Annotated in this window: 19 protein-coding genes and 1 tRNA gene; 13 read left to right on the forward strand and 7 right to left on the reverse strand. The window is 63.6% G+C overall.

Going from position 1 to position 19949, the window contains the following annotated elements:
- Positions 1 to 23: 23 nt before the first annotated feature.
- Both H7965_RS04650 and H7965_RS04655 read right to left on the reverse strand, forming a co-directional pair.
- Positions 24 to 818: a DUF2076 domain-containing protein gene (locus H7965_RS04650; protein ID WP_186769365.1), complete on the reverse strand. Its 795-nt coding sequence runs from the start codon at positions 816 to 818 to the stop codon at positions 24 to 26.
- Positions 819 to 932: 114 nt separating this feature from the next.
- Positions 933 to 1355 carry a CoA-binding protein gene (locus tag H7965_RS04655; protein WP_186769366.1) on the reverse strand — a complete coding sequence of 141 codons (423 nt, stop codon included), beginning with the start codon at positions 1353 to 1355 and terminating at the stop codon, positions 933 to 935.
- 132 nt (positions 1356 to 1487) lie between these two features.
- On the opposite strand from H7965_RS04655, the gene H7965_RS04660 reads away from it, so the two are divergent.
- The 4 genes from H7965_RS04660 to H7965_RS04675 all read left to right on the forward strand — a co-directional run bounded on the left by H7965_RS04660 (position 1488) and on the right by H7965_RS04675 (position 4967).
- Positions 1488 to 1560, forward strand: a tRNA-Ile gene (locus tag H7965_RS04660).
- A gap of 222 nt (positions 1561 to 1782) precedes the next feature.
- Positions 1783 to 3462 (forward strand): energy-dependent translational throttle protein EttA, encoded by a 1680-nt coding sequence (gene ettA / locus H7965_RS04665; protein ID WP_186769367.1) that lies wholly within the window; start codon positions 1783 to 1785, stop codon positions 3460 to 3462.
- Positions 3463 to 3840: 378 nt separating this feature from the next.
- Entirely contained in the window at positions 3841 to 4398 is a 558-nt protein-coding gene (locus H7965_RS04670; protein ID WP_229682434.1) for a GNAT family N-acetyltransferase, read from the forward strand.
- 209 nt (positions 4399 to 4607) lie between these two features.
- The gene (locus tag H7965_RS04675) at positions 4608 to 4967 is read left to right on the forward strand and encodes a hypothetical protein (RefSeq protein ID WP_186769368.1); all 360 of its coding nucleotides are present in this window, start codon (positions 4608 to 4610) and stop codon (positions 4965 to 4967) included.
- A 157-nt stretch (positions 4968 to 5124) separates the two neighbouring features.
- Here the strand turns inward: H7965_RS04675 and lon are convergent, their stop codons facing one another.
- Both lon and H7965_RS04685 read right to left on the reverse strand, forming a co-directional pair.
- Positions 5125 to 7503 carry an endopeptidase La gene (gene lon, locus H7965_RS04680; protein WP_186769369.1) on the reverse strand — a complete coding sequence of 793 codons (2379 nt, stop codon included), beginning with the start codon at positions 7501 to 7503 and terminating at the stop codon, positions 5125 to 5127.
- A 13-nt stretch (positions 7504 to 7516) separates the two neighbouring features.
- Positions 7517 to 7930 (reverse strand): Hsp20/alpha crystallin family protein, encoded by a 414-nt coding sequence (locus H7965_RS04685; protein ID WP_222440461.1) that lies wholly within the window; start codon positions 7928 to 7930, stop codon positions 7517 to 7519.
- Between the two features lie 238 nt (positions 7931 to 8168).
- Here H7965_RS04685 and H7965_RS04690 point away from each other — a divergent pair, with 238 nt between their 5' ends.
- Positions 8169 to 9083: an SDR family NAD(P)-dependent oxidoreductase gene (locus tag H7965_RS04690; protein ID WP_186769370.1), complete on the forward strand. Its 915-nt coding sequence runs from the start codon at positions 8169 to 8171 to the stop codon at positions 9081 to 9083.
- Positions 9084 to 9453: 370 nt separating this feature from the next.
- On the opposite strand, the gene H7965_RS04695 is transcribed toward H7965_RS04690, so the two are convergent.
- Positions 9454 to 10059 carry an SHOCT domain-containing protein gene (locus tag H7965_RS04695; protein ID WP_186769371.1) on the reverse strand — a complete coding sequence of 202 codons (606 nt, stop codon included), beginning with the start codon at positions 10057 to 10059 and terminating at the stop codon, positions 9454 to 9456.
- 301 nt (positions 10060 to 10360) lie between these two features.
- Between H7965_RS04695 and H7965_RS04700 the strand changes: the two genes are divergently transcribed.
- Positions 10361 to 10759 carry a hypothetical protein gene (locus H7965_RS04700; RefSeq protein WP_186769372.1) on the forward strand — a complete coding sequence of 133 codons (399 nt, stop codon included), beginning with the start codon at positions 10361 to 10363 and terminating at the stop codon, positions 10757 to 10759.
- A gap of 45 nt (positions 10760 to 10804) precedes the next feature.
- On the opposite strand, the gene H7965_RS04705 is transcribed toward H7965_RS04700, so the two are convergent.
- Positions 10805 to 12082 (reverse strand): DUF3883 domain-containing protein, encoded by a 1278-nt coding sequence (locus tag H7965_RS04705; RefSeq protein WP_186769373.1) that lies wholly within the window; start codon positions 12080 to 12082, stop codon positions 10805 to 10807.
- 96 nt (positions 12083 to 12178) lie between these two features.
- Complete coding sequence (locus H7965_RS04710; RefSeq protein WP_186769374.1) at positions 12179 to 13174, reverse strand: HNH endonuclease; 996 nt, start codon at positions 13172 to 13174, stop codon at positions 12179 to 12181.
- Between the two features lie 229 nt (positions 13175 to 13403).
- On the opposite strand from H7965_RS04710, the gene H7965_RS04715 reads away from it, so the two are divergent.
- The 7 genes from H7965_RS04715 (at position 13404) to H7965_RS04740 (ending at position 19860) form a co-directional block, all read left to right on the forward strand.
- Positions 13404 to 14120: a recombinase family protein gene (locus tag H7965_RS04715; protein ID WP_186769375.1), complete on the forward strand. Its 717-nt coding sequence runs from the start codon at positions 13404 to 13406 to the stop codon at positions 14118 to 14120.
- Positions 14121 to 14275: 155 nt separating this feature from the next.
- On the forward strand, positions 14276 to 15076 hold the full coding sequence (locus H7965_RS04720) for a DUF4145 domain-containing protein (RefSeq protein ID WP_186769376.1): 801 nt from the start codon (positions 14276 to 14278) through the stop codon (positions 15074 to 15076).
- A 12-nt stretch (positions 15077 to 15088) separates the two neighbouring features.
- Positions 15089 to 15343, forward strand: a complete 255-nt coding sequence (locus tag H7965_RS04725; protein ID WP_186769377.1) for a hypothetical protein — start codon at positions 15089 to 15091, stop codon at positions 15341 to 15343.
- A gap of 129 nt (positions 15344 to 15472) precedes the next feature.
- Complete coding sequence (locus tag H7965_RS04730; RefSeq protein WP_186769378.1) at positions 15473 to 16555, forward strand: MrcB family domain-containing protein; 1083 nt, start codon at positions 15473 to 15475, stop codon at positions 16553 to 16555.
- A gap of 14 nt (positions 16556 to 16569) precedes the next feature.
- Positions 16570 to 17229 (forward strand): GIY-YIG nuclease family protein, encoded by a 660-nt coding sequence (locus H7965_RS31900; protein WP_390624552.1) that lies wholly within the window; start codon positions 16570 to 16572, stop codon positions 17227 to 17229.
- Positions 17230 to 17277: 48 nt separating this feature from the next.
- Positions 17278 to 18156: a hypothetical protein gene (locus H7965_RS04735; protein ID WP_186769379.1), complete on the forward strand. Its 879-nt coding sequence runs from the start codon at positions 17278 to 17280 to the stop codon at positions 18154 to 18156.
- A 996-nt stretch (positions 18157 to 19152) separates the two neighbouring features.
- A complete protein-coding gene (locus H7965_RS04740; RefSeq protein WP_186769380.1) occupies positions 19153 to 19860 on the forward strand; it encodes a hypothetical protein in 708 nt (235 codons plus the stop codon).
- Positions 19861 to 19949 lie beyond the last annotated feature (89 nt).

Raw genomic sequence — 19949 nt, forward strand, 5'->3', positions numbered from 1 at the left:
AGCGCGCAGCCTGGGGAGCGGCGCTAGATCTCTTCGTCGTATCCGCCGCCGGCGTCATCCATGCTGCCGCCGGTATCGTAGCCGCTGTCGCTGTCATAGCCGCCGGCCGAGGCGTCCTGGCCGTCGTAGCCCTGGCTGCCTTGGGTATCGCCCCAGCCCTGGGAGGCTGCCGCGGCGCCCGGGTCGGTCCAGGGCGAGGAGGTCGGCACCGCTTCCTGGCCGAAGGCGCCACCCCCGTCGGCGGCGGCCGTCGCCGCCTGCGCCGCGCCGCCATGGCCGGAGAGGGCGCCCATCAGCATGTTGCCGAGCACCATGCCGCCGGCGACGCCAGCCGCGGTGGTCAGTGCCGTGCCGAGGAAGCCGGAGCCGGCGCGCTGCGGCTGCAGCATCCCAGGGTTGTAGCCCGGCGGGTAGACCGGCTGCGGCGGCGGCGGCATGGGCGCGGCCTGGCGCGGGGCGCCGCCGCCGCCGAACATGCCGCCGAACAGCCCGCCGCGCTGCGGCTGCTGCGCGGTCTGGGCCTGGCGCTGGGCGTTCTCCACCTCCCATTCCAACTGGCGGATGCGGTTCTGCGCCTCGACCAGCGCCGCTTCCTGCACGAAGGCGGTCTGGGTGATGCGATAGCGCGCTTCCGGGTAGCGGCTGAACAGGTCGGTGATCAGCGCATCCGCCTCGCGGTCCACCGGCGGCAGTGGCGGCCGGGTCTGCGGCACGCTGCTGCCGCCCCAGGGGCCGGCGGATGGGCGCGCCGCGGCGGGCGCCGCGCCGGCGATCCGCTCGACGAACTGGGTGATGATCCGGCGTTCTTCGTCGTTCATGGGTCCCGATGTCTCCCTGGACCGCGCAAGGCGGCCGCGCCGGCGAAGTGGCCCGGCGGCCGGGAGCTTTCAAGCGGCGTCGCAGCGAAATATGAACTTCAGGCAATGTTTGAGCTATGCCACGATCCGTGACGGCAGGCCGAGCCGGCGCCATTCGATCACCGGGCAGCGGTCCTGCACGAAGCGCAGCCCGGCCGTCCGCGCCCGCTCCCCTGCGGCATCGTCGACCACGCCGAGTTGCAGCCAGACAGTCCGGGCGCCAAGACGAATGGCCTCGTCCACCACCGCGCCGGCATCCTGACTGCGGCGGAACACATCAACCATGTCGAGCGCCCCGGCCTCCGCCAACCGGGCGACCACGGTGCTGCCGTGCAGGTCGCGGCCGGCGATGCCGGGGTTCACCGGGGTAACGGCATAGCCGCGGCTTACCAGGAAGGCACTGACTCCGAAGCTCGGCCGGTCCGGCCGGTCCGAGGCGCCGACCACGGCGATCTGCCGGGTGGTCAACAGGATGTCGCGGATCTCGTCATCAGTCATGCGGCGTCTCCTTCCACCCCAGGTAAGGGCGGCAGGGCGCCGCTGCAAACCGGGGTGGTTGGCGCATGGCGGTGAAATGGCCCAGGGCGGCGCTTGCCATCCGTGCGGCTGCCCGGCATGTCTCGGGCCGGGGGGCCTGTAGCTCAATGGTCAGAGCGGACCGCTCATAACGGTTTGGTTGCAGGTTCGAGTCCTGCCGGGCCCATCCCGCCAGTCGCCCGCCCTGATCGGGCCGGCGCTGCGCCGCGGTAATGCGCCGTGTGCCGGCGGCGGCCATCCCCGCCACGCCACGTCGTAGAGGAGGTTGGCGAGGTTGGAGAAGGTTGCCCTGCGCTCCGCGTCGGTCCGCGCGGCATTGCCGCCGCCTTGGCCCGATGCCCCCTGAAGGCTAAGTAACCGGCCAAACTCTCGTTAGGATGCTTCGGCCATGGCCAGCTACCAGTACGCCTATGTGATGAAAGACCTGACGAAGTCCTACCCGGGCGGGCGCGAGGTCTTCAAAGGCATCACCCTATCCTTCCTGCCGGATGTGAAGATTGGCGTGCTCGGCCCGAACGGCGCCGGCAAATCGACCCTCATGCGCATCATGGCCGGGCAGGACAAGGAATACGGTGGCGAGGCCTGGGCGGCCGAGGGCGTCCGCGTCGGCTATCTGTCGCAGGAGCCGCACCTCGAGCCCGATCTCACGGTCGGCGAGAACGTCATGCTCGCCTTCAAGGAGATGAAGGCCCATCTCGACCGCTTCAACGAGATCTCGATGAAGTTCGCCGAGGAGATGTCGGACGACGAGATGAATGCCCTGCTGGCCGAGCAGGCCGACCTGCAGGAGAAGATCGACGCCGGAGGCGGCTGGGAGATCGACCGCAGCATCGAGATCGCGCTCGACGCGCTGCGCTGCCCGCCGGCCGAGAGCGCCGTCACGCATCTTTCGGGTGGTGAGCGCCGCCGCGTCGCGCTGTGCCGGCTGCTGCTGGAAAAGCCGGAGATGCTGCTGCTTGACGAGCCGACCAACCACCTGGACGCCGAGAGCGTCGCCTGGCTGGAGAAGACGCTGCGCGACTACACCGGCGCGGTGCTGATCGTCACCCACGACCGCTACTTCCTCGACAATGTCACCAACTGGATCCTGGAGGTCGATCGCGGCCGCGGCATTCCCTACCAGGGCAACTACTCCGCCTACCTCGAGCAGAAGCGCAAGCGCCTGCAGCAGGAGGAGAAGGAGGAGAGCACCCGGCAGCGCCAGCTGGCCGAGGAGCAGGAATGGATCGGCCGCAGCCCGACCGCCCGCCAGGCGAAGAGCAAGGCGCGTATCCAGGCTTATGAGGAGCTGCTGGCCAGGAGCCAGGAAAAGGCCCCCGACCCGACCGAGATTCAGATCCCGCCCGCACCCCGGCTCGGCAACACCGTCATCGTCGCCGAGGCGCTGCGCAAGGGCTTCGGCAACCGGCTGCTGATCGATGACCTGTCCTTCAAGCTGCCCCCCGGCGGCATTGTCGGCGTCATCGGCCCGAACGGCGCCGGCAAGACCACGCTGTTCAAGATGATCACCGGCGCCGACAAGCCGGATGGCGGCACGCTCACCGTTGGAGAGTCGGTGGAACTCGGCTATGTCGACCAGAGCCGCGACAGCCTGGATGACAAGAAGACCGTCTGGCAGGAAATCTCCGACGGCATGGACATGATCACCATGGGCAAGCGCAGCGTGCCCAGCCGGGCCTACTGCGCCGCCTTCAACTTCAAGGGCGGCGACCAGCAGAAACCGGTCGGCGTGCTGTCGGGCGGCGAGCGCAACCGGGTGCATCTGGCGAAGATGCTGAAGCACCCGCACAACGTGCTGCTGCTGGATGAGCCGACCAACGACCTCGACGTGGACACGCTGCGGGCGCTGGAGGAGGCGCTGGCGGATTTCGCCGGCTGCGCCGTGATCATCAGCCACGACCGTTGGTTCCTCGACCGGCTGGCAACCCATATCCTGGCTTTCGAGGGCGACAGCCATGTCGAATGGTTCGAGGGCAACTACCAGGCCTATGAGGCGGATCGCCGTCGCCGGCTCGGCGCCGCGGCGGACCAGCCGCACCGGATCAAGTACCGGCCGCTGACCCGCTAGCGCCGGCGCGGCGCGTGCTGGCGCGCGCCGCCTGATCCCTGTTGCGAGTGGTCTGCCAGGGGCGTGGCTGCTGCCATGCGGCGCCTCGCGGCGTGATGATCGGTAACCGGAGGCTGAACGCGGCAGGCTTCAGCGCCGCTGATATGAGTCCTGGTCCAGCGGATCTGTGCCGCAGGCAGTATCGAAGTGATTGGAAATATTCTGGTTATCTGTGCCGGCTCTTTTGGTAGCGACAGGTCCAGTGAGACGATGTTTCAATTTTGCTTCTGTTGAGCCATGCAGCACCTTGGGCGCGACAGGCCGTAATAATCCGCGTAATGGTACGAAGCTCTGCCAGGTATTCTGCCTTGGCGGGATAGAGTCCGGGGCTCTCTTCGCATGCACCACGGCCGCCCAATTCCCCAGCTGGCGCGGATCATCCGCACCGATCGGCTGACCATGCTGCCGGTGGGACTGGAAAATCTCGCCGATCTGGTCCGCCTCAAGGGTGATCCGGCGGTGTTCTCCACCATGCTGCATGGCCCCCGCGCCCCCGAGCGGACGTTGGAGGAGCTGGAGGACGACATCGATTTCTGGGAGGTGCGGGGCTATGGCATTTGGTGCATCTTCCGTATCCGGGATGGAGCCTTCCTCGGCATCTCCGGGCTGATGGAACGCCCGGATGGCCGCGGCGTCGCGCTGCGTTACGCGTTGTGGCCGGAGGCGCGCGGCCAGGGCTATGCGCGGGAGGCCGCCCGCGCCGCGCTGGAGTTCGGGCATCGGGCCGGGCTGCAGCGGATCATCGCCGTGGCGCGCGAAACCAACACCGCCTCGGTCGCCGTGCTGAAGGCGCTGGGGCTGCGGCAATGCGGTGAGTTCCGCAACCACGGCCACCGGATGCTGGTGTTCGAGAGCCTGGCGGCCGATCGGGCAGGGAACGCCGCCAGGGAGGATTGAACCCTCGCCTGCCGGCACGCCCTGCTGCGCCGCCGGCCCGCGACCCGCACTGCACGGCCCCGCTGACGGAGGAGAAGAGTCCCGCCCCACCGGGACGAATGGCCTTCATGTCACGGAAACGGTTTCATGGTGTGCCCTCGGACACAGCCGACAGGTCACGACCGACCTAGGGTCCTGCCGCCGCATATCGCGGCGCAGGAGGACACACCATGATCACCATGCTCACACGGACCAGGGTTTCGTCCGCGCTCGGCGCAGTCGCACTGGGACTCGTCGCGGCCGCTGCCATCAATCACGCTGCCCGTGCCGAAGGGAACGACGGCATGGGCACCGAAGCGGTGGTCGAGGCGCTGCGGCAGGAGACGATCCAGCACGATGTATCGCGCGGCTGGAGCAATGGACAGGCGACTCTCGAGCAGCAGGGCGGGGATTACAGCCTGTCCTACGCCGGTCCGGCCCATGGCGGGGTTGGCATGCGCGGCCTCGCGTTCATCATCGATAACGGCGACGGCAACCCGGTGATCGAATACCGGTCCGCCCCAACCGCGATGGCGCTGACCCGCCGGTGACGCTTCGGGTGTTCCGCGCCGGTCCGGAGACCGGCTCACGGTGCGGGACGGCGAGCCGTGTTCCGGCGGAATCCGGTTCGCCGCGCTGCCGGCGAGCGCTTTATCCCGGCTGCGCGGGAGCCACGCATGCCCATGCGGACCGCCGGCGGCGTGACGATCAGGCGAGGGCGTTTTCGATCGCATCCTCCGCCCGCTCCAGCCAGACGAATTCCAGCCGGCTGCGGGCATCCTCCGGGATCTCCTCATAGTCCCGGCGGTTGCGCGCCGGCATCAGCACCCGCGTCAGCCCGGCCCTGGCCGCCGCGACCGCCTTCTCCCGGATGCCGCCGACCGGAAGCACCAGCCCGCGCAGGCTGATCTCGCCGGTCATCGCGGTGTCATTGCGCAGATTGCGGTTGGTGAGCAGCGAGACGAGCGCGATGAACATCGCCACCCCGGCGCTCGGGCCATCCTTTGGTGTCGCCCCTGCGGGCACATGGATGTGGATGTCCGATTTCTCGAACAGCGCGGGGTCGATGCCGATCGCGGCGGCGCGGTTCTTCACCAAGCTCAGCGCTGCCTGCGCGCTCTCGCGCATCACCTCGCCCAACTGGCCGGTCAGGATGAGCCGGCCGGTGCCGGGTGCGCGCGTCGCCTCGATGAAGAGGATGTCGCCGCCGACCGGCGTCCAGGCCAGGCCGGTGGCGACGCCGGGCACGGAGGTGCGCATCGCCACCTCGCTCTCGAAGCGCGGCGGGCCGAGGATGGCGCCAAGCGTCTCGGCGCCGATGTGCACCGCGGTCACCGTGCCCTCGGCAATGCGCACCGCGGCGTGACGCAGCGCCCGGCCGATCTCGCGCTCCAGCGCGCGTACGCCGGCTTCGCGTGTGTAGTCCCGGATGATCGACCCCAGCGCGTCGTCGGTGATCTCCACCTGCCCGGCTTGCAGCCCGTTCGCCTCGCGCTGGCGGCGCACCAGGTAGCGTTTGGCGATCTGCAGCTTCTCCGCCTCGGTGTAGCCGGTGAGCTCGATGATCTCCATCCGGTCGCGCAGCGGCCCGGGGATGGTATCAAGCATGTTCGCCGTGGCGATGAACACCACGCGCGACAGGTCGAATGGCACGCCGAGGTAGTTGTCGCGGAAGCTGTCGTTCTGCTCGGGGTCCAGCACCTCCAGCATGGCGGCCGAGGGATCGCCCTGGATGCCGCGCCCCATCTTGTCGATCTCGTCCAGCATCATCACGCAGTCCCGCGTGCCGGCCTTGCGGATGGCCTGGATGATGTTGCCCGGCAAGGCGCCGATATAGGTGCGGCGATGTCCACGGATCTCCGCCTCGTCGTGCACGCCGCCGAGCGAGACGCGGACGAACATCCTTCCCATGGCGCGGGCGATGGATTGGCCGAGCGAGGTCTTGCCGACGCCGGGCGGGCCGACAAAGCAGAGGATCGGCGCCTTGCCCTGCGGCGCGAGCTTGCGCACCGCGAGGTATTCGACAATGCGCCGCTTGATCTTGTCGAGGCCGAAGTGGTCCTCGTCGAGGATGCGGCGCGCCTCGGCGATGTCGATCGGCTTCTCCTCCGGCAGCCGCCAGGGCAGGTCGATCAGCCAATCGAGATAGCTGCGGATCATGCCGTGCTCGGGCGAGGCTTCCGGCATGCGTTCCAGCCGCCGCAGTTCCTTGCGCGCCGCCTGCTCCACCTCGGCCGGCATCGCCGCCTTCTCGATCGCTTCGGTCAGCTCCTTCAGCTCGACCGACTTGCCGTCGTCCTCGCCGAGTTGCTTCTGGATGGCCGCCATCTGCTCGCGCAGCAGCATCTCGCGCTGGCGCTGGTCGAGGCTGGCGCGGGTCTGCCGGCCAATCTCGGCGTTCAGCCGCAGCACCTCCAGCCGCTGCGCCAGCGCGGCCGAGACGCGGTCGAGCCGCGGCGTCAGCTCCAGCGTCTCCAGGATCTCCTGCTTCTCCGCCGCGCCCAGGTCGAGGTAGGCGGCGACGAGGTCGGCGAGGGCGGATCCCGATTCCAAAGCCTGGACGGTTTGCACCAGCCCTTCCGGCACCTGCGGCAGCAGTTGCAGTGCCTCCAGCGCCTGGCCCCGCAGATGCATCACCCGCGCCTCGATCTCCGGCGTCCGGGTCTCGGGCTCTTCGATCCGCGCGATGCCCGCCGCCAGGAAGGGGTGGCCGCCGATCCAGTCGAGCACGCGGAAACGCTGCACGCCCTGGCAAATGAGCTGATGCGTGCCGTCGGGCGCCGTGATCCAGCGCAGGATGTTCGCGACCGTGCCGGTGCGGTGCAGCTCCGCCGTGCCGGGTTCGGCCAGCTGCGGATCTCGCTGCAGCAACAGCCCGATCTGCTGGCCGTCGCGCATCGCCTGCTGCACCGCGGCGACCGAGGTCGCCCGGCCGACTGACAGTGGCATGACGGCGCCGGGGAAGAGCACCGCCTCGCGGACCGGCAGGATGGCCAGCGCATCCGCCGGCAGCCCGGCGCTGTCCCCGCCGCCCGGCGCGGTGCCGAGGTCCGGGGCATAGACACGGCGCTCGCGGTGATTGGTCATGGGAGCTCCCAGTTCAGCCGGCCTTCTCCAGCCTGACCAGCAGGCAACCGTTGACGAGGCTGTGGCGGATTGGCGTGGCATAGCGGCCGGGTGGCAGCGGCACCCGGCGCTCGAACCGGCCTTGCGGCAGTTCCAGCCGGTGGATCGCGGCCAGGCGCAGCTCGGGCGGCAGCAGGCGCAGGCCGGCGACGCGGAGCGCGCCATCCTCGATCACCGCCTCCACCGCCTCGGGGCTGACGCCGGGCAGGGCGACCAGGATCAGCACCTCCCGCTCGGTTTCCAGCACATCCGCCGGCGGGTGCCAGACCGGCAGCGACGACGCGGCGTGCCGCGGGACGAAGAAGTGCCGGTGCAGCCGCTCGGCGCGGCTGAGCAATTCGCAGGCCTCCGCCCACATCGAAGCCTGGTTGTCGTTTCGTGCTGCCATGGCACAGGTTCAGTTCCGATGGTTCTGGGCATTCCTTGTCCGCGGCGGACAGGGCAGGGGCCCGGTGGTGGCCAAGGGGCATTCCCGGTCCACCCGTGTTGCTACGCGGGGGCGCGCCCCGGGTTCACCGGCCAGGTACCGACGGAGGCGGTCCGGACAGACGATCCGCAGGCGTGCGTGAACCGGCCCCGGCCCCGGCGTTGCTTGGAAGCCCCGCCTGGGGAGGGAGTCCTCGCCGATGACCGAACGCCGCCAGCTCCTCTCCATCGCCGGCCTTGGCCTGGCCACGACCGCAGGCCAGGCCGCGGCTGCCGCGCCGGAGGCCGCCGCCCGGCCGCTGGCCGGCCGGACGGCCCTGGTCACCGGCGCCGCCCGCGGGATCGGCCGCGCCACGGCCATTGCCCTGGCGCGCCAGGGCGCGGCGGTCGGGCTGCTCGACATCGCCGATCCCGATGCCATTCCGGCCCTGCGGGGCTACCGCCTCGCCAGCCGCGCCGATCTGGACGAGGCCACCCGGCTGGTGCAGGCGGAGGGCGTGCCGGTGGTGCCGCTGGTCGCCGATACCCGCGATGCACGGGCTATGCACGCGGCGGCGGCGGCATTCGGGCAGGCGCTGGGCGGCGGCCCCGACATTCTCGTCGCCAATGCCGGCATCGTCATCGATGGCCGGCTGGCCGAGCCCGACCCGGCGGCCTGGCAGGCGCTGCTGGAGGTGAACCTGACCGGCACGCTCAACACCATCCAGGCGGCGCTGCCCGGCCTGCGCGGCCGCGGGCCTGGCGGGCGCATCGTTATTGTTACCTCGGTCCAGGCCCGCATGGGCGTCGCGACATCGGGCGCCTATGCCGCGACGAAATGGGGTCTGACCGGGATGATGAAGTCCCTCGCCGCCGAACTCGGGCCGGAGGAGATCACCGTCAACGCCGTGGCGCCGACCGCAGTCGAGACGCCGATGATCCATCGCGGTCGTGGCGGCGGAGCGACGGACGCGCGCAGGGCCGCCGCCAATGCCGGCCATGCGCTGCCGATCCCGGTGCTGCCGCCCGAGGCGATCGGTGCCGCCATCGCCTTCCTCGCCGGTGCGGAGGCGGCTTTCGTCTCCGGCATGACGCTGGACGTGAACGCCGGCCGCTCGGCGCAGCTGACCGGCTGAGGTGGTGGCTGGCGCCGCCGGACGGGAGGCGAGGCGGGATGCCGCTGCGGTTTGCTGAACATGCGCGTATCGGTGCGGGTCTGGCCGGATGCGCAGGGCAGCGCGGGAGTGGTGCCGCGAAGCGGGCGTCGAAGGCCAAGAGGCACTGGCTACGCTCTGATTGTCGGTAGATCAATGGCTTAGAGTGGTGCTGCCAGAGAGGATTGAACTCACCTCTAAGCGGCATACCTCAGGCAAAATCAATAGCTTACGGCCCCTTCAGGCTCAAACTTTGTATCACCCATTTGGGCACCTGGCTAGGTCTAGACGAGGCCGTAGCCCGGCACGCTGGCACCATGGGCTATTCAGAGCGGGAACCAACGAGTGCCTCCTAGAGGCTTCCGATGATTTCCCTGCGCTTGGCGTCATACTCGACAGCGGTGATCAGCCCTTGGTCGAACAGGTCCCTTAGGGCCTTCAGCCGCCGGGCAGTTTCGCTTCCCTCAGGTCCGACCCCTGAGCGGCTTGCGGCTATGGCACGAGGCATGACGCTGACGACCTCCACAGCCTTGCCAGTGCTGTCCGCAGCCGCCTGAAGGGTATTGCCGAAGTTGGCGTTGGCGATGCCCCCTGAGATACCAGCGGTGCCGCTCCCAGACACTTCGAACGTGTAGCCGTCCACCGTGGTCCCATCGGCGCGCCTTCCAGTGACAGGCTTGATGAGGACCTGTTGGGTGAAGGTGTCTAGGACCATGCGGGTGTACGTGGAGTAGCCTCTGACGGGTCCGTTGATCGTCTCGATCTGCCGCCCTGGGAAGCTCGACACGATGGCCCCGTGGGCGACGGCATCGGCTTCGGTCTCGGTCAGAGCGTAGATGCGCTGGGTTCCTGCTCCTGAGTCACCGCCAATCGACTGCTGGCGGGAACACGCTCCTAGCGATAGGACGACGAGGAGGATGCCAAGCGTTTTGAGCGAAGTGATCATGAAGCCCCGCAACCAGCACGCTCCAAGTCATGCCAGATACAGTCCGGCAAGTCAGCCAGGAAGGTCTCGTAACGATGGGACCGATTGCGCTCCTTGCGAGAAGAGGGACCCTGTCTGACGTAACCGCAATAACAACAATAAAGACGCCCCGACCTTTGCGAACGTGGGCCGGGGGGTGTCGAGAGGGAAGCCAAAGGGGACCCTAGCCTGGTCCACAGGGAGGATATGCCGATTATTTAGCCGGGCACTGTACTCTATGTTCCGATATCGGTATGAAATGGTCGCCTCAGGATCGAGGCGTGGGGAGACCATCATGCGCCGAGTGGTTCTGTTGACGTTGGCCGGGTTCGCTCTTGCGGGTTGCGCGGGGCAGCAGATCGAGAAGGGTATGAACGAGCTGATGGGGCAGCCTGCGCCCGTTCTCTTCAGCCGACTTGGCTACCCGGATGCCGAAACGGTGGTCGCAGGCCGGAAGGCATATATCTGGGGTAACCGAAGGATGGGCGCGATGCCAATCTACACGCCGACGACGACCACCGGCTTTGTCGGCACTCAACCGGTTACCATGACAACTTCCACCATGAACATGGTCCCTGTGGAATATGCTTGTCAGATTCGAGCCATCGTGGACGCTGAAGACCGGATCACGACATGGGATTACCGTGGGAACCAGGGTGGCTGCGCACCCTATGCACGACGGCTAAGGCAGTAACTGGCCGATACGCCGTTCAGGAGCCGAAGCCAGGCTGTTAGATTATCACCGCGATGCTCGATAGACCGTCGCCTCCAATCTCACGGCGCCCGACTTAAGGCTCCCCTTGAGACAATAGATTCGCGGCTCCTTGGCGAACCCGTAGACCCGGTAGAGCAAGTAGGAATCGGCACGATCCTCCGAGACGCGAACCTCATTGGCAGTGACATAGAATGGCGTCTCGGCCGGGCCGTTGGTTGTCTTCACCTCGATCAGCCGCGGTGAACCATCGGCATCAAAGGAAGCCACGTCAAAGCCTGCGCCGTCGCCTTCGTCTAATGCAGTATGGATCACCCTGGCTGCCAGGTCAGATCGTCCCTCAGCGGTCAGCCTGCGTCGCTCAACGGACACGACAAACCGTTCACCCTGCTCGCCAAGAGTGCGGTTTCGAGCATCGGAAGCAGCACGGTTCCATTTCTGGACTCGAACAGGGGCAGCGGACGGGGACTTGGGAATTGACAGCTCCGGTGGTTCGGTGAAGACCCCGGAGACCGAAGGTGGCACTGGCGGCGGCTCGGGAAGCGATGGCTCCAGCTTGTCGGCAAAGCCTTGGTGGGAACCGAGGTAGCCTTCCAGAGCATCCTTGATCGCGCCAACCTGGCCGTGACCTCTCGGCTTGTATCCGGCGATCCATTGAAGGCCCATCGAATCGAGGACGGCGCTGAGGTTCTGGAACTTGAACTCCACGGACCCTTTTGAACGCCCCGTCGCTGCTCTGACCTGCTCATTGAAGGAGGACTTGGTGTAGGGGCTGCCCTGGGCCTCAAGGCGCATCATGGCAAAATAGGCGCTTACCACTGCTTCGACTTGCGCTGGCGTCCAGTCCTCTCCTACGCGACCAGATGCGACAGGCTGTTGGCCAGCAAGGCGCTTGTCTAACTCCTCCGCGATTTGATCGGGAACGCTGTAGCCGCTTGCCATGGCATTTATAAGCTGTCCCGGCACAACGTCTTCGATGGCTTCTAATGGCAGCAGAAACCCCTTCGTGGGGTCTACGAGCCGGTTAAAGCCGACAAGGGCACGATGGCGTGGCCTCTCATCGTCTGTATCGGTCGCAAGGAACTTAGGCCCGTCGATGATCGTGCCGATGCCGAAGATGCCGCGCGGATGGTCGCCTTGTTTGAACAGGTAGATGCGGTCACTGATTTTGGCAGACTGATGGGACGCGATTCGCCACCATTCCGTCGCTGTAGCTGGATCGGATTCAAAGCGCCGCAGGAGGTCCTGCAAACGCTCAACGGGCCATCCCCTAGGCGCACTTGGGCCAAGGGGCTTGAAGGTCATCCAGTATGCAGCCATCGCTTCTACCGCCGAATCTCATTAAGCAGCCCGACATGCAGCGAACCTAGCTTGGACGGCTGGAAGCTCAATCCAGAGCCTTCACTCGGCGCGTGGTAACTCGTCAGCTGTAGGCAGGGGCATGTTCGTCCATCTCCACCGGAGAGAATCCACATGAGGTCCTGACGGTAGATGCCGAATGTCAGGTTTGCTGATTCGAAGGTCCGCCAAGGAATACCCATCTCGCGTTCTCAAGGTGCGAGTCTCGGGTTCAATGGCGAAGAGGACTCCGTCGAACATGCGATGATGAAGGACGCAAAGCGCCAGCCCATTGCGTGCATCATCGGACCCGTTGGCTTCCTTGGGCACTACGTGAGCCGCCTCCAGAACTGGCAGTATCGACAGGTCACACACAGCGCAGCGTGCCCCCTGCTTTTCCATAACCTGCCGCCTGAAAACTTGCTGCTGGCCACGATCCCGAACTAGGCGCAGGTGAGCTTTCAGGCCCTCTGAGAAGGCGCTGAAGTCGGTCTGCAGGTCCACAGGGTAGGTGGCTACCTGCGTCATCACCGATGCGAGGAACGTCTCTTCGTTGACCGATGGGGAGGCCGCGACACGTTCTGCCGACAGCCGCATGGTGTTGCCACGCATGTGGTAGTTTGCGTCGAAGCTGAAGTGTTCCACGAACGCAGACCAAGGGTATGCGATCATTTGGCCCTGTAGCAGCACGATCAGAGGGAATCGCTGCTCACCCCAGATGTGATTCGATAGGTCCCAACACGGCACGGACGCACGATGGATGACCTGGCCAACGTAGCGAAAGTCCTCTGACTCAAGCAGCATCAGCGAGTCACCGGTACCCATCTGCTGCAGCACCCGTTCGGCGCCTGATGGGATACCCCAGACCTGGAAGCCGGTAGGGGCGAACTCACCGATCTTCTCTCGCATCACCGCTTGCTCGACAGGATCGACTGGCCCGAGGAATGGCAGAATGTCGCTTAACGAAAAGCGCTTCAGCCCGCCATCGGCAGTACCAATGCTGCGGGGTCCATCCCGTCGCCATAGCTCACGCCCGATGTGCTGGTAGTAGATCGCCATCTGGTCCCCCCATGCTCCGCTTACCGGGACCCCTGATCGTCAAGGGCACCCTCTCCAACTGTCCATAATAACAATAAGCAAGACGTACGGCTTTTTCTGAATTGGGTACCGGGGGGCCTCCGATCCCGAACCCGCAATGCCGGTATGTGGAGAGCGTATCATCAGCCCATCGACGTCCGTTGGTCGGCTGAGCGCACTCCATCCCGACAATCGGATAGGAGCAACCACCATGGCATCGCCATCGGGGGACCATGCGCGCACGTTCATCGCCTACCTTCGTGTCAGCACGGATCGGCAGGGCAAATCAGGGCTTGGCCTGGAAGCGCAGCAGGCAGCCATCCAGGGCTTTCTCAGGACTACTGACAGGCTGCTTGTCACCTTTACTGAGGTGGAGAGCGGGAAGAATGCAGGCAGGGTGGAGCTTCACAAGGCCCTTGCCCGCTGCAAGGCGGCGGGGGCAACCCTGCTGGTCGCCAAGCTGGACCGCCTCAGCCGCAACCTGCCGTTCCTCCGTAGCCTAATCGATGGCGGTGCTGATGTAGCGTTCTGCGACATGCCTCAGGTTCCGGCAGGGGCCATGGGTAGGTTCATCCTGACGCAGATGGCTGCCGTGGCTGAGCTTGAGGCAGGCCTGATCAGTGAGCGAACTAAGGCTGCCTTAAGTCAGGCCAAAGCCCGTGGAGTGAAGCTTGGGGGTGACCGTGGCTATAGACCTGCGGCGCCACCGAATGCGATCAAGGGCGCAGCAGCGTCGGCAGAAGCGAGGCAGGCGAAGGCGGCAAGGTTCAGGTTCGGGCTGCTACCGATGGTTCAGGAGATGAGGAACCGGGGTGACTCGCTCAGGGCCATTGCGGCTGCCTTGGAGTCGAAAGGCATCGTTACCTCGCGCAGCGGGAAATGGACGGCAATGTCGGTGCAACGGGTGCTGCTGACTGAGCAGGAATAATCGCTTCCTAGTCGTGCCGGGTCTGCCTAAGGGGCCTTAGCTCCTCCTACTCACGCTGCCATCCGCTCGATTCCGTTGACGCCCGGCTGCGGCACTGACGTGGACTAGACTTGCCGGGCATGTTTAATCTAATGCCAAATCAGAATGGACTAGCCATGTCTCTGAATCGATCTGAGTGGGACGACCTTTTCGAGAGTTTTCCAGCATGGCTGTGTCCTACGTGCCAAATGGGGCGACTGAGAGTTAAAGCGCCAGTGCCCGTGTGTGAAACTGGACCATCCATTGCAGCCAAAGATGACCCAAACTGGCAGCCCGATTGGGTAATCAAAAGGTTCGCTTGTTTCGCTGAGTGTAACGATGGCGACTGCAAGGAAGTCGTTGCGATTTCTGGAAACGTTGTCCGGCCGGATGTATACAACGACAAATATGGTTTCGTTCCGGGGGGAGATTACTACAAGATTGCCTCAATAGTGCCAGCACCCCTTCCTTTCATGTTAGGCGAGGAAGTGCCGTCGGACGTAACGGCAGCAGTCAAAGCCGCATCCACCCTAATCTGGGCGGACTCAGAGGCGGCGGCGAACAAAATACGTATCGCTGTCGAGCATTTTTTAAACGAAAGAAAAGTACCGAAATCCACTATCAACAAGAAACGGAAGAGACAGTCGCTTTCTCTCCACACCCGAATCGAGAAATATAAGGCAAAAAATAAGGATCTTGCCAATCATCTTATGGCGCTCAAATGGATTGGAAATAATGGAAGTCATACAGCGGCATTGAAGCGAAAAGATGTTTTGGATGGATTTCAGATACTTCATCATATTATAGACGAAGCCTACTACAAGACCCGGATAAAACTAACCGAGTTATCAAAAGATATTATCAAACGCAAAGGGCGACCGAAGGTCCGTCGTAAGCTGAAGCCTCTTTCTAGAACCAGCAGAAAAAGGTCTGTCTAAGAGATAGCAAGGATGTTGCTCAGAGACTTCATCCTTAACCGCATGAGGATGGGCCACGTCTACCAACCGGTCATGCTCAAGGCTCTCCTCCAAGGCAACGGCAGGGTATCTCTACGCGACATCGCAGCGGCCTTCCTCGCCCTCGATGAGGCTCAACTGGAATACTACGAAGAGATCACCAAGCGGATGCCGGGGCCTGTCCTCAGCCGCCATGGCTTGGTGGAGCGGGAGGGAGACGGCTACCGACTTAAGGTGGACCTTAAGTGACCTGACCCGCACTGTGACGGACCAACGGCTTGTGGGCTGCCACCCGACCCACCATCCAACCGGGCTGTTCCGACATCGCACAGGCAGCTACCCTATCAGTTGCTGTGTTGCATGAGGCGGGGCTACGGAATGCGTGACGAGCTACAAGAGGTTATCACCCTTCAGCGCCAGTACAGCCCGAAGAACACGCTCCCGATGCAGCGTCGGGGAGACCTCATCAGGCGCGCCATTCCAGGACAGCTCGCCACCGTATCAGCCCGCCTGGCCCGCGCCCTAGGTTCGTATGGACAAGACCTAAATTTCGAAGGGCGAGATGGGACCGGCCTCAAGACCTACGTGCCTTGGGTGCGCTACTTCTCCCGTTCCGAGTCACCTAGCGCTCAAGAAGGCTGGTACTGCGTGTACCTCTTCGAGGCAGGCGGCAAAGGCGTGTATCTCACACTGGCCCACGGCTCCACGACGTTCGAGGACGGAGCGTTCAAGCCGAAGCCTGCCGAACAGCTCGCGGAATACGTAGCTTGGGGCAAGAACACGCTTCACGAGGCCATTGCGACCGATCCAGCATTGGCAGCGCCGATCATGCTTGGGGGGAAGCAACTCTCAGATGCCTATGAGCGCAGTACAGTGTTGGCTAGATGGTATGCTGACGGGCAACTCCCTGACGATGAGAAGCTCTACCGAGATGTGGAGCAGTTCGCAGGGTTCTTAAGGCAAATCTATGAGGCTGACCGGCTAGGACGTGCGCCAAGGAGTCTGCCGCCCGAGGTGATCGCTGTAGAACGAGCTGCGGCAGGCCCTGAGAAGCGCACAAGCACCCAAGGATTTGGTCTGACCGCTGCCGAGCGGAGCGTTATTGAGCGCCACGCGATGGCAATGGCGAAGCAGCATTTGCGCCAGAAGAGATGGCAGGTCCAGGACGTGAGCGCAGAGCGCTCTTATGACTTCCTATGCCGGCACCAGGGCGAAGAGATAATCGTTGAGGTAAAGGGTACTACGTCGGCGGGCAGCCAAATTCTACTAACGCGAAACGAGGTTCAGGCGCACCGGCGACACCATCCTCACAACGCCCTTGTCGTCGTCCACTCCATTGAGCTGATTAGGGAAGCAAGCGGTCCGACTGCTTCAGGTGGCGAACTGCTTATGGTGTCGCCTTGGCTGATTGAGGACGACCAGCTGACCCCGATAGCTTACCAATGCCGCCTACCGGCTTGAGCGGACTGTTGTCGATGGAGGGCACTCCAACCGCTGAAGATCGACGGCTTTATAGCCTATTAGATCCAGGACAGCTGTTCACCCCACCTGAGGTCCTGAGCAGAAGGTGCCCCGTCCCTCACGTACCTGGAGCTTACGCCTGGTACTTCGATGAGGTCCCGCCTGGGGTGCCCACGGATGGCTGCCACACGTTCAGCGGCTTCACCCTTCTGTATGTCGGCATCGCGCCAAAAGCACCGCCTACCAACGGCAGGAAGGCCAGCGCAACACACCTTCAGCACCGCATCGGGTACCACTTCCGGGGCAACGCCGAGGGATCGACGCTGAGGCTCACCCTTGGTTGTCTCCTGGCATCCCGCTTGAACATCCAGCTTCAGCGCGTGGGCAGCGGCAAGACGAAGACATTCACGAACCCTGGGGAACAGCGGCTAGACGTCTGGATGGCTGATCATGCACGGGTCGTATGGGTGGCGACGGACCAGCCATGGCAGCTTGAGGAGAGGCTGATTGCAGACCTCAGTTTGCCGCTAAACCTCGCTGGGAACAGTAGGCATCCATACAGCAAGACGCTCAAGGCGATCCGCAGCGAAGCCAAGGCGAAGGCAGCGATGATGCCCATTGCGGAGCGAGGGGGAGCGAGGCGCCTCGATGCAGGAGTACCCAGGCCAACATAGAGGCGTGACCATGCCTCGCTCAGCTACGCCTGCAACCAGGAGAGAACTTTGAAAGCGACAGCGAAAATCGCAGCGCCAATAACAGGGGATAAGCTGTACCAAAAGCGCGCAAGGGAGGCTCTGCCGCTTCTCGTGCGTCAGGCTGAGGCGGAGGAAACGGTCTTCTACTCGGACCTCGCGGCTGAGCTTGGGATGCCAAATGCCCGCAACCTGAACTTCCCGCTGGGCAGCATCGGAGAGACTCTTGAGCGGCTATCGAAGGCTTGGGGCGAAAAGATTCCCCCGCTGCAATGCCTCGTCGTGAACAGGCGGGAGAATCTTCCCGGTGAAGGCATAGGATGGTTCTTGATAAAAGAGGATGACTTCGCGTCGCTCCCGATGAGCCGCAAGCGGGCCATCGTGAAGGCTGAGCTTGCGCGAGTGTTCAACTACGGTCGCTGGCATGACGTGCTGAGAGAGTTAGAGATTCCTTACACGCCCAAAGACTACTCTGCTCTCTTCAAGGCGGCCTCGACGGGGAATAGGGGAGGCGAAGGACCCGAGCATGAAGCACTGAAGAACTTCGTTGCGGCGAACCCAACGGTGATCGGTCTGTCTCCGAAGACGGCCAAGGGACAAACCGAGTTCAAACTTCCTTCTGCCGACACCATCGATGTTTCGTTCACCCTCGACGACGAATGGGTGGCCGCTGAGGTAAAGTCTCGAATCTCACAGGAACCCGATGTTGTCCGAGGCATCTTCCAATGCGTGAAGTACCAGGCGGTGATGGAAGCCGTCCAGAGCGGCCGTGGGGAGCGCCGTGCTGCTCGCGCAGTCCTTGTCCTTGAGGGGAAGCTTCCCGCAGACCTCCTGCCGTTGAAGAACGCCTTGGGTATCGAGGTCTTTGAAGGGGTCAAGCCCGCTTCCAGTGCGGTAAAGGCGGCCTGAACATGACCCAAGCCTTTCGCGCCACCAGCGACCTCCTGGCCTCCCACCCTGCCGCCGCTGGCGTGCCTGAGCATCGTGCTGAGGAAGCTCTTGGGGCAGTCCGGAAGGTTGTCGGCGCCATACCAGACGGGCCTCGATGGGGTGTGCTGAGGTTGGACATAGCGGAAGTCATAGATCGAGCGCTGAGGGCTATCTGCGAACCCACCAGAGGCAAGACTTAAGATGACCTACCTCAACATCTAGAAAGCAAATGTATGTAAATCGAAACCAATATGTACGATTTTGTAGAAATACATGAATATGGTTCTTATGAAGAACATTACACCATACTCCTTGATTGATTGGTAACATTCCTGATTCGGACTAGAAGAGGCTATGGTCTCTTCGAATCCTATGCAGATAACGCTTAACGTCTTGAGTATAGATAATGGGTCTCTCAATGTATGGAACTAGACGGCCTCTATGACCTCCCAGAAGAGCTACCCCAAGGCTCCTATGATCTGGCTGTCAGACTGAAATTTAGGGTTGAACCCTGAGATGCTCTCTTGGTATGCACTCAGGATCGGCAATGGGACATCCCCCACTGCTTCTTGGAAGGGAGGATAGTCTGGTGTCAAAGTCTGGAACCATGATCCTCTCCAAGGTATGTAATCTGACGTCATGATCCTAGTTTAGTCTAAAATGTATGGCCTAGGGTCAAGGCCTAAGGACTCCGTCTGGTCCTATCATGACTCCCTTCTAGAACCCCCTCAGACAGTCGCTGGAGAATCCTTCAATCCATTCTCAGGGGTAACCCTGTGCATGTACTTGGGGTGTGTCTGCTGTGCGTGTAATTTGGGGTGTGTCTGCGTGGGAACCCACTTATCTATACACAATACTGTAAGAGCTGAAGCGAGTCCTGTCCCTGGTGATCTGAGGGAAGCTGCCAAGGGGCTGGTCACTGGTCAGCCTATAAGTCCTTTGGGAGAAGCCCTTGTAGGTGAGATCCTAGGCAAGGTGGAGGAAGAGGAAGCTCTCACCCGAAGGCGAGGCCGTGGGGAGAAGCAGCGCTCCAAACTGAAGGATGCCGTGGCTGCTATCTTAGCTGACCTTCTGCTCAACCACCCAAGGCTTACCCGCATCTCGACCAACTCCGTCAACTTCAGCGGTCAAGCGGTAAGCTTTGACGCCTTCGGCAGTGCAGCGAAAGCGATGCTGCAACTCGGTTTCATAGGGATCAGCAAGGGCTTCCAGGGGCCGGATAGGTTCTGGACCCAAGGTGACCCGGTGAGCTTCCGAGGCCGATGGGCGACTAGGTTTTGGCTCACACCCAAGCTGATAACCATGGCTGAAGCCTTTGGGGTCCTTCCGGATGCCTCAGCGCATTTCGTCAGGCCTCCTCGCAACATCACCCGAGGGCATCTCGTGGTCCTGCATGAGAGGGGCGAAGGGTTCGGTAGGGCGAAGACCAAGGGCAGGCCGATGGCGCTCCCCCAAGGGCGTCACCTGGAGCGGCTACGTGATGAGGTCGAGGAGGTGAATGGGCACATCGCTGCCGGGGACGTTCAGGGATGCGAACCTGTTGTCCTGATCCGGGACTTCACCCTGAGCTTGGGGAACGACAACGCTCCGGCGCTGCATGGCCGTTGGTATGCTCCACAGGTCGGCTCCTACATGCAGATACGCAGTAACCGTCGTCCCGCCCGCACGGTGAGCCTCGGCTGATCTGCCTTTCGGCTGGTTTCTCGGGCGCATGATGGCGCGGTAGCCTGAGCGCTCCGGCGAGACGGGGTGGAGATGGCGGTCGAGGACGA

It is taken from the genome of Siccirubricoccus deserti, assembly GCF_014283215.1.
Lineage (GTDB): Bacteria > Pseudomonadota > Alphaproteobacteria > Acetobacterales > Acetobacteraceae > Siccirubricoccus > Siccirubricoccus deserti.

What these genes read in the sequence shown, in the direction of transcription:
- H7965_RS04690 (WP_186769370.1), top strand. Translation starts at nt 8,169, where the DNA reads ATGACCGAACGCCGCCAGCTCCTCTCCATCGCCGGCCTTGGCCTGGCC.
- H7965_RS31900 (WP_390624552.1), top strand. Translation starts at nt 16,570, where the DNA reads ATGGAGGGCACTCCAACCGCTGAAGATCGACGGCTTTATAGCCTATTA.
- H7965_RS04725 (WP_186769377.1), top strand. Translation starts at nt 15,089, where the DNA reads ATGTTGCTCAGAGACTTCATCCTTAACCGCATGAGGATGGGCCACGTC.
- H7965_RS04655 (WP_186769366.1), bottom strand. Translation starts at nt 1,355, where the DNA reads ATGACTGATGACGAGATCCGCGACATCCTGTTGACCACCCGGCAGATC.
- H7965_RS04710 (WP_186769374.1), bottom strand. Translation starts at nt 13,174, where the DNA reads ATGGCGATCTACTACCAGCACATCGGGCGTGAGCTATGGCGACGGGAT.
- H7965_RS04720 (WP_186769376.1), top strand. Translation starts at nt 14,276, where the DNA reads ATGTCTCTGAATCGATCTGAGTGGGACGACCTTTTCGAGAGTTTTCCA.
- H7965_RS04675 (WP_186769368.1), top strand. Translation starts at nt 4,608, where the DNA reads ATGATCACCATGCTCACACGGACCAGGGTTTCGTCCGCGCTCGGCGCA.
- H7965_RS04670 (WP_229682434.1), top strand. Translation starts at nt 3,841, where the DNA reads ATGCACCACGGCCGCCCAATTCCCCAGCTGGCGCGGATCATCCGCACC.
- H7965_RS04700 (WP_186769372.1), top strand. Translation starts at nt 10,361, where the DNA reads ATGCGCCGAGTGGTTCTGTTGACGTTGGCCGGGTTCGCTCTTGCGGGT.
- H7965_RS04650 (WP_186769365.1), bottom strand. Translation starts at nt 818, where the DNA reads ATGAACGACGAAGAACGCCGGATCATCACCCAGTTCGTCGAGCGGATC.
- H7965_RS04685 (WP_222440461.1), bottom strand. Translation starts at nt 7,930, where the DNA reads ATGGCAGCACGAAACGACAACCAGGCTTCGATGTGGGCGGAGGCCTGC.
- H7965_RS04715 (WP_186769375.1), top strand. Translation starts at nt 13,404, where the DNA reads ATGGCATCGCCATCGGGGGACCATGCGCGCACGTTCATCGCCTACCTT.
- H7965_RS04705 (WP_186769373.1), bottom strand. Translation starts at nt 12,082, where the DNA reads ATGACCTTCAAGCCCCTTGGCCCAAGTGCGCCTAGGGGATGGCCCGTT.
- H7965_RS04730 (WP_186769378.1), top strand. Translation starts at nt 15,473, where the DNA reads ATGCGTGACGAGCTACAAGAGGTTATCACCCTTCAGCGCCAGTACAGC.
- ettA (WP_186769367.1), top strand. Translation starts at nt 1,783, where the DNA reads ATGGCCAGCTACCAGTACGCCTATGTGATGAAAGACCTGACGAAGTCC.
- lon (WP_186769369.1), bottom strand. Translation starts at nt 7,503, where the DNA reads ATGACCAATCACCGCGAGCGCCGTGTCTATGCCCCGGACCTCGGCACC.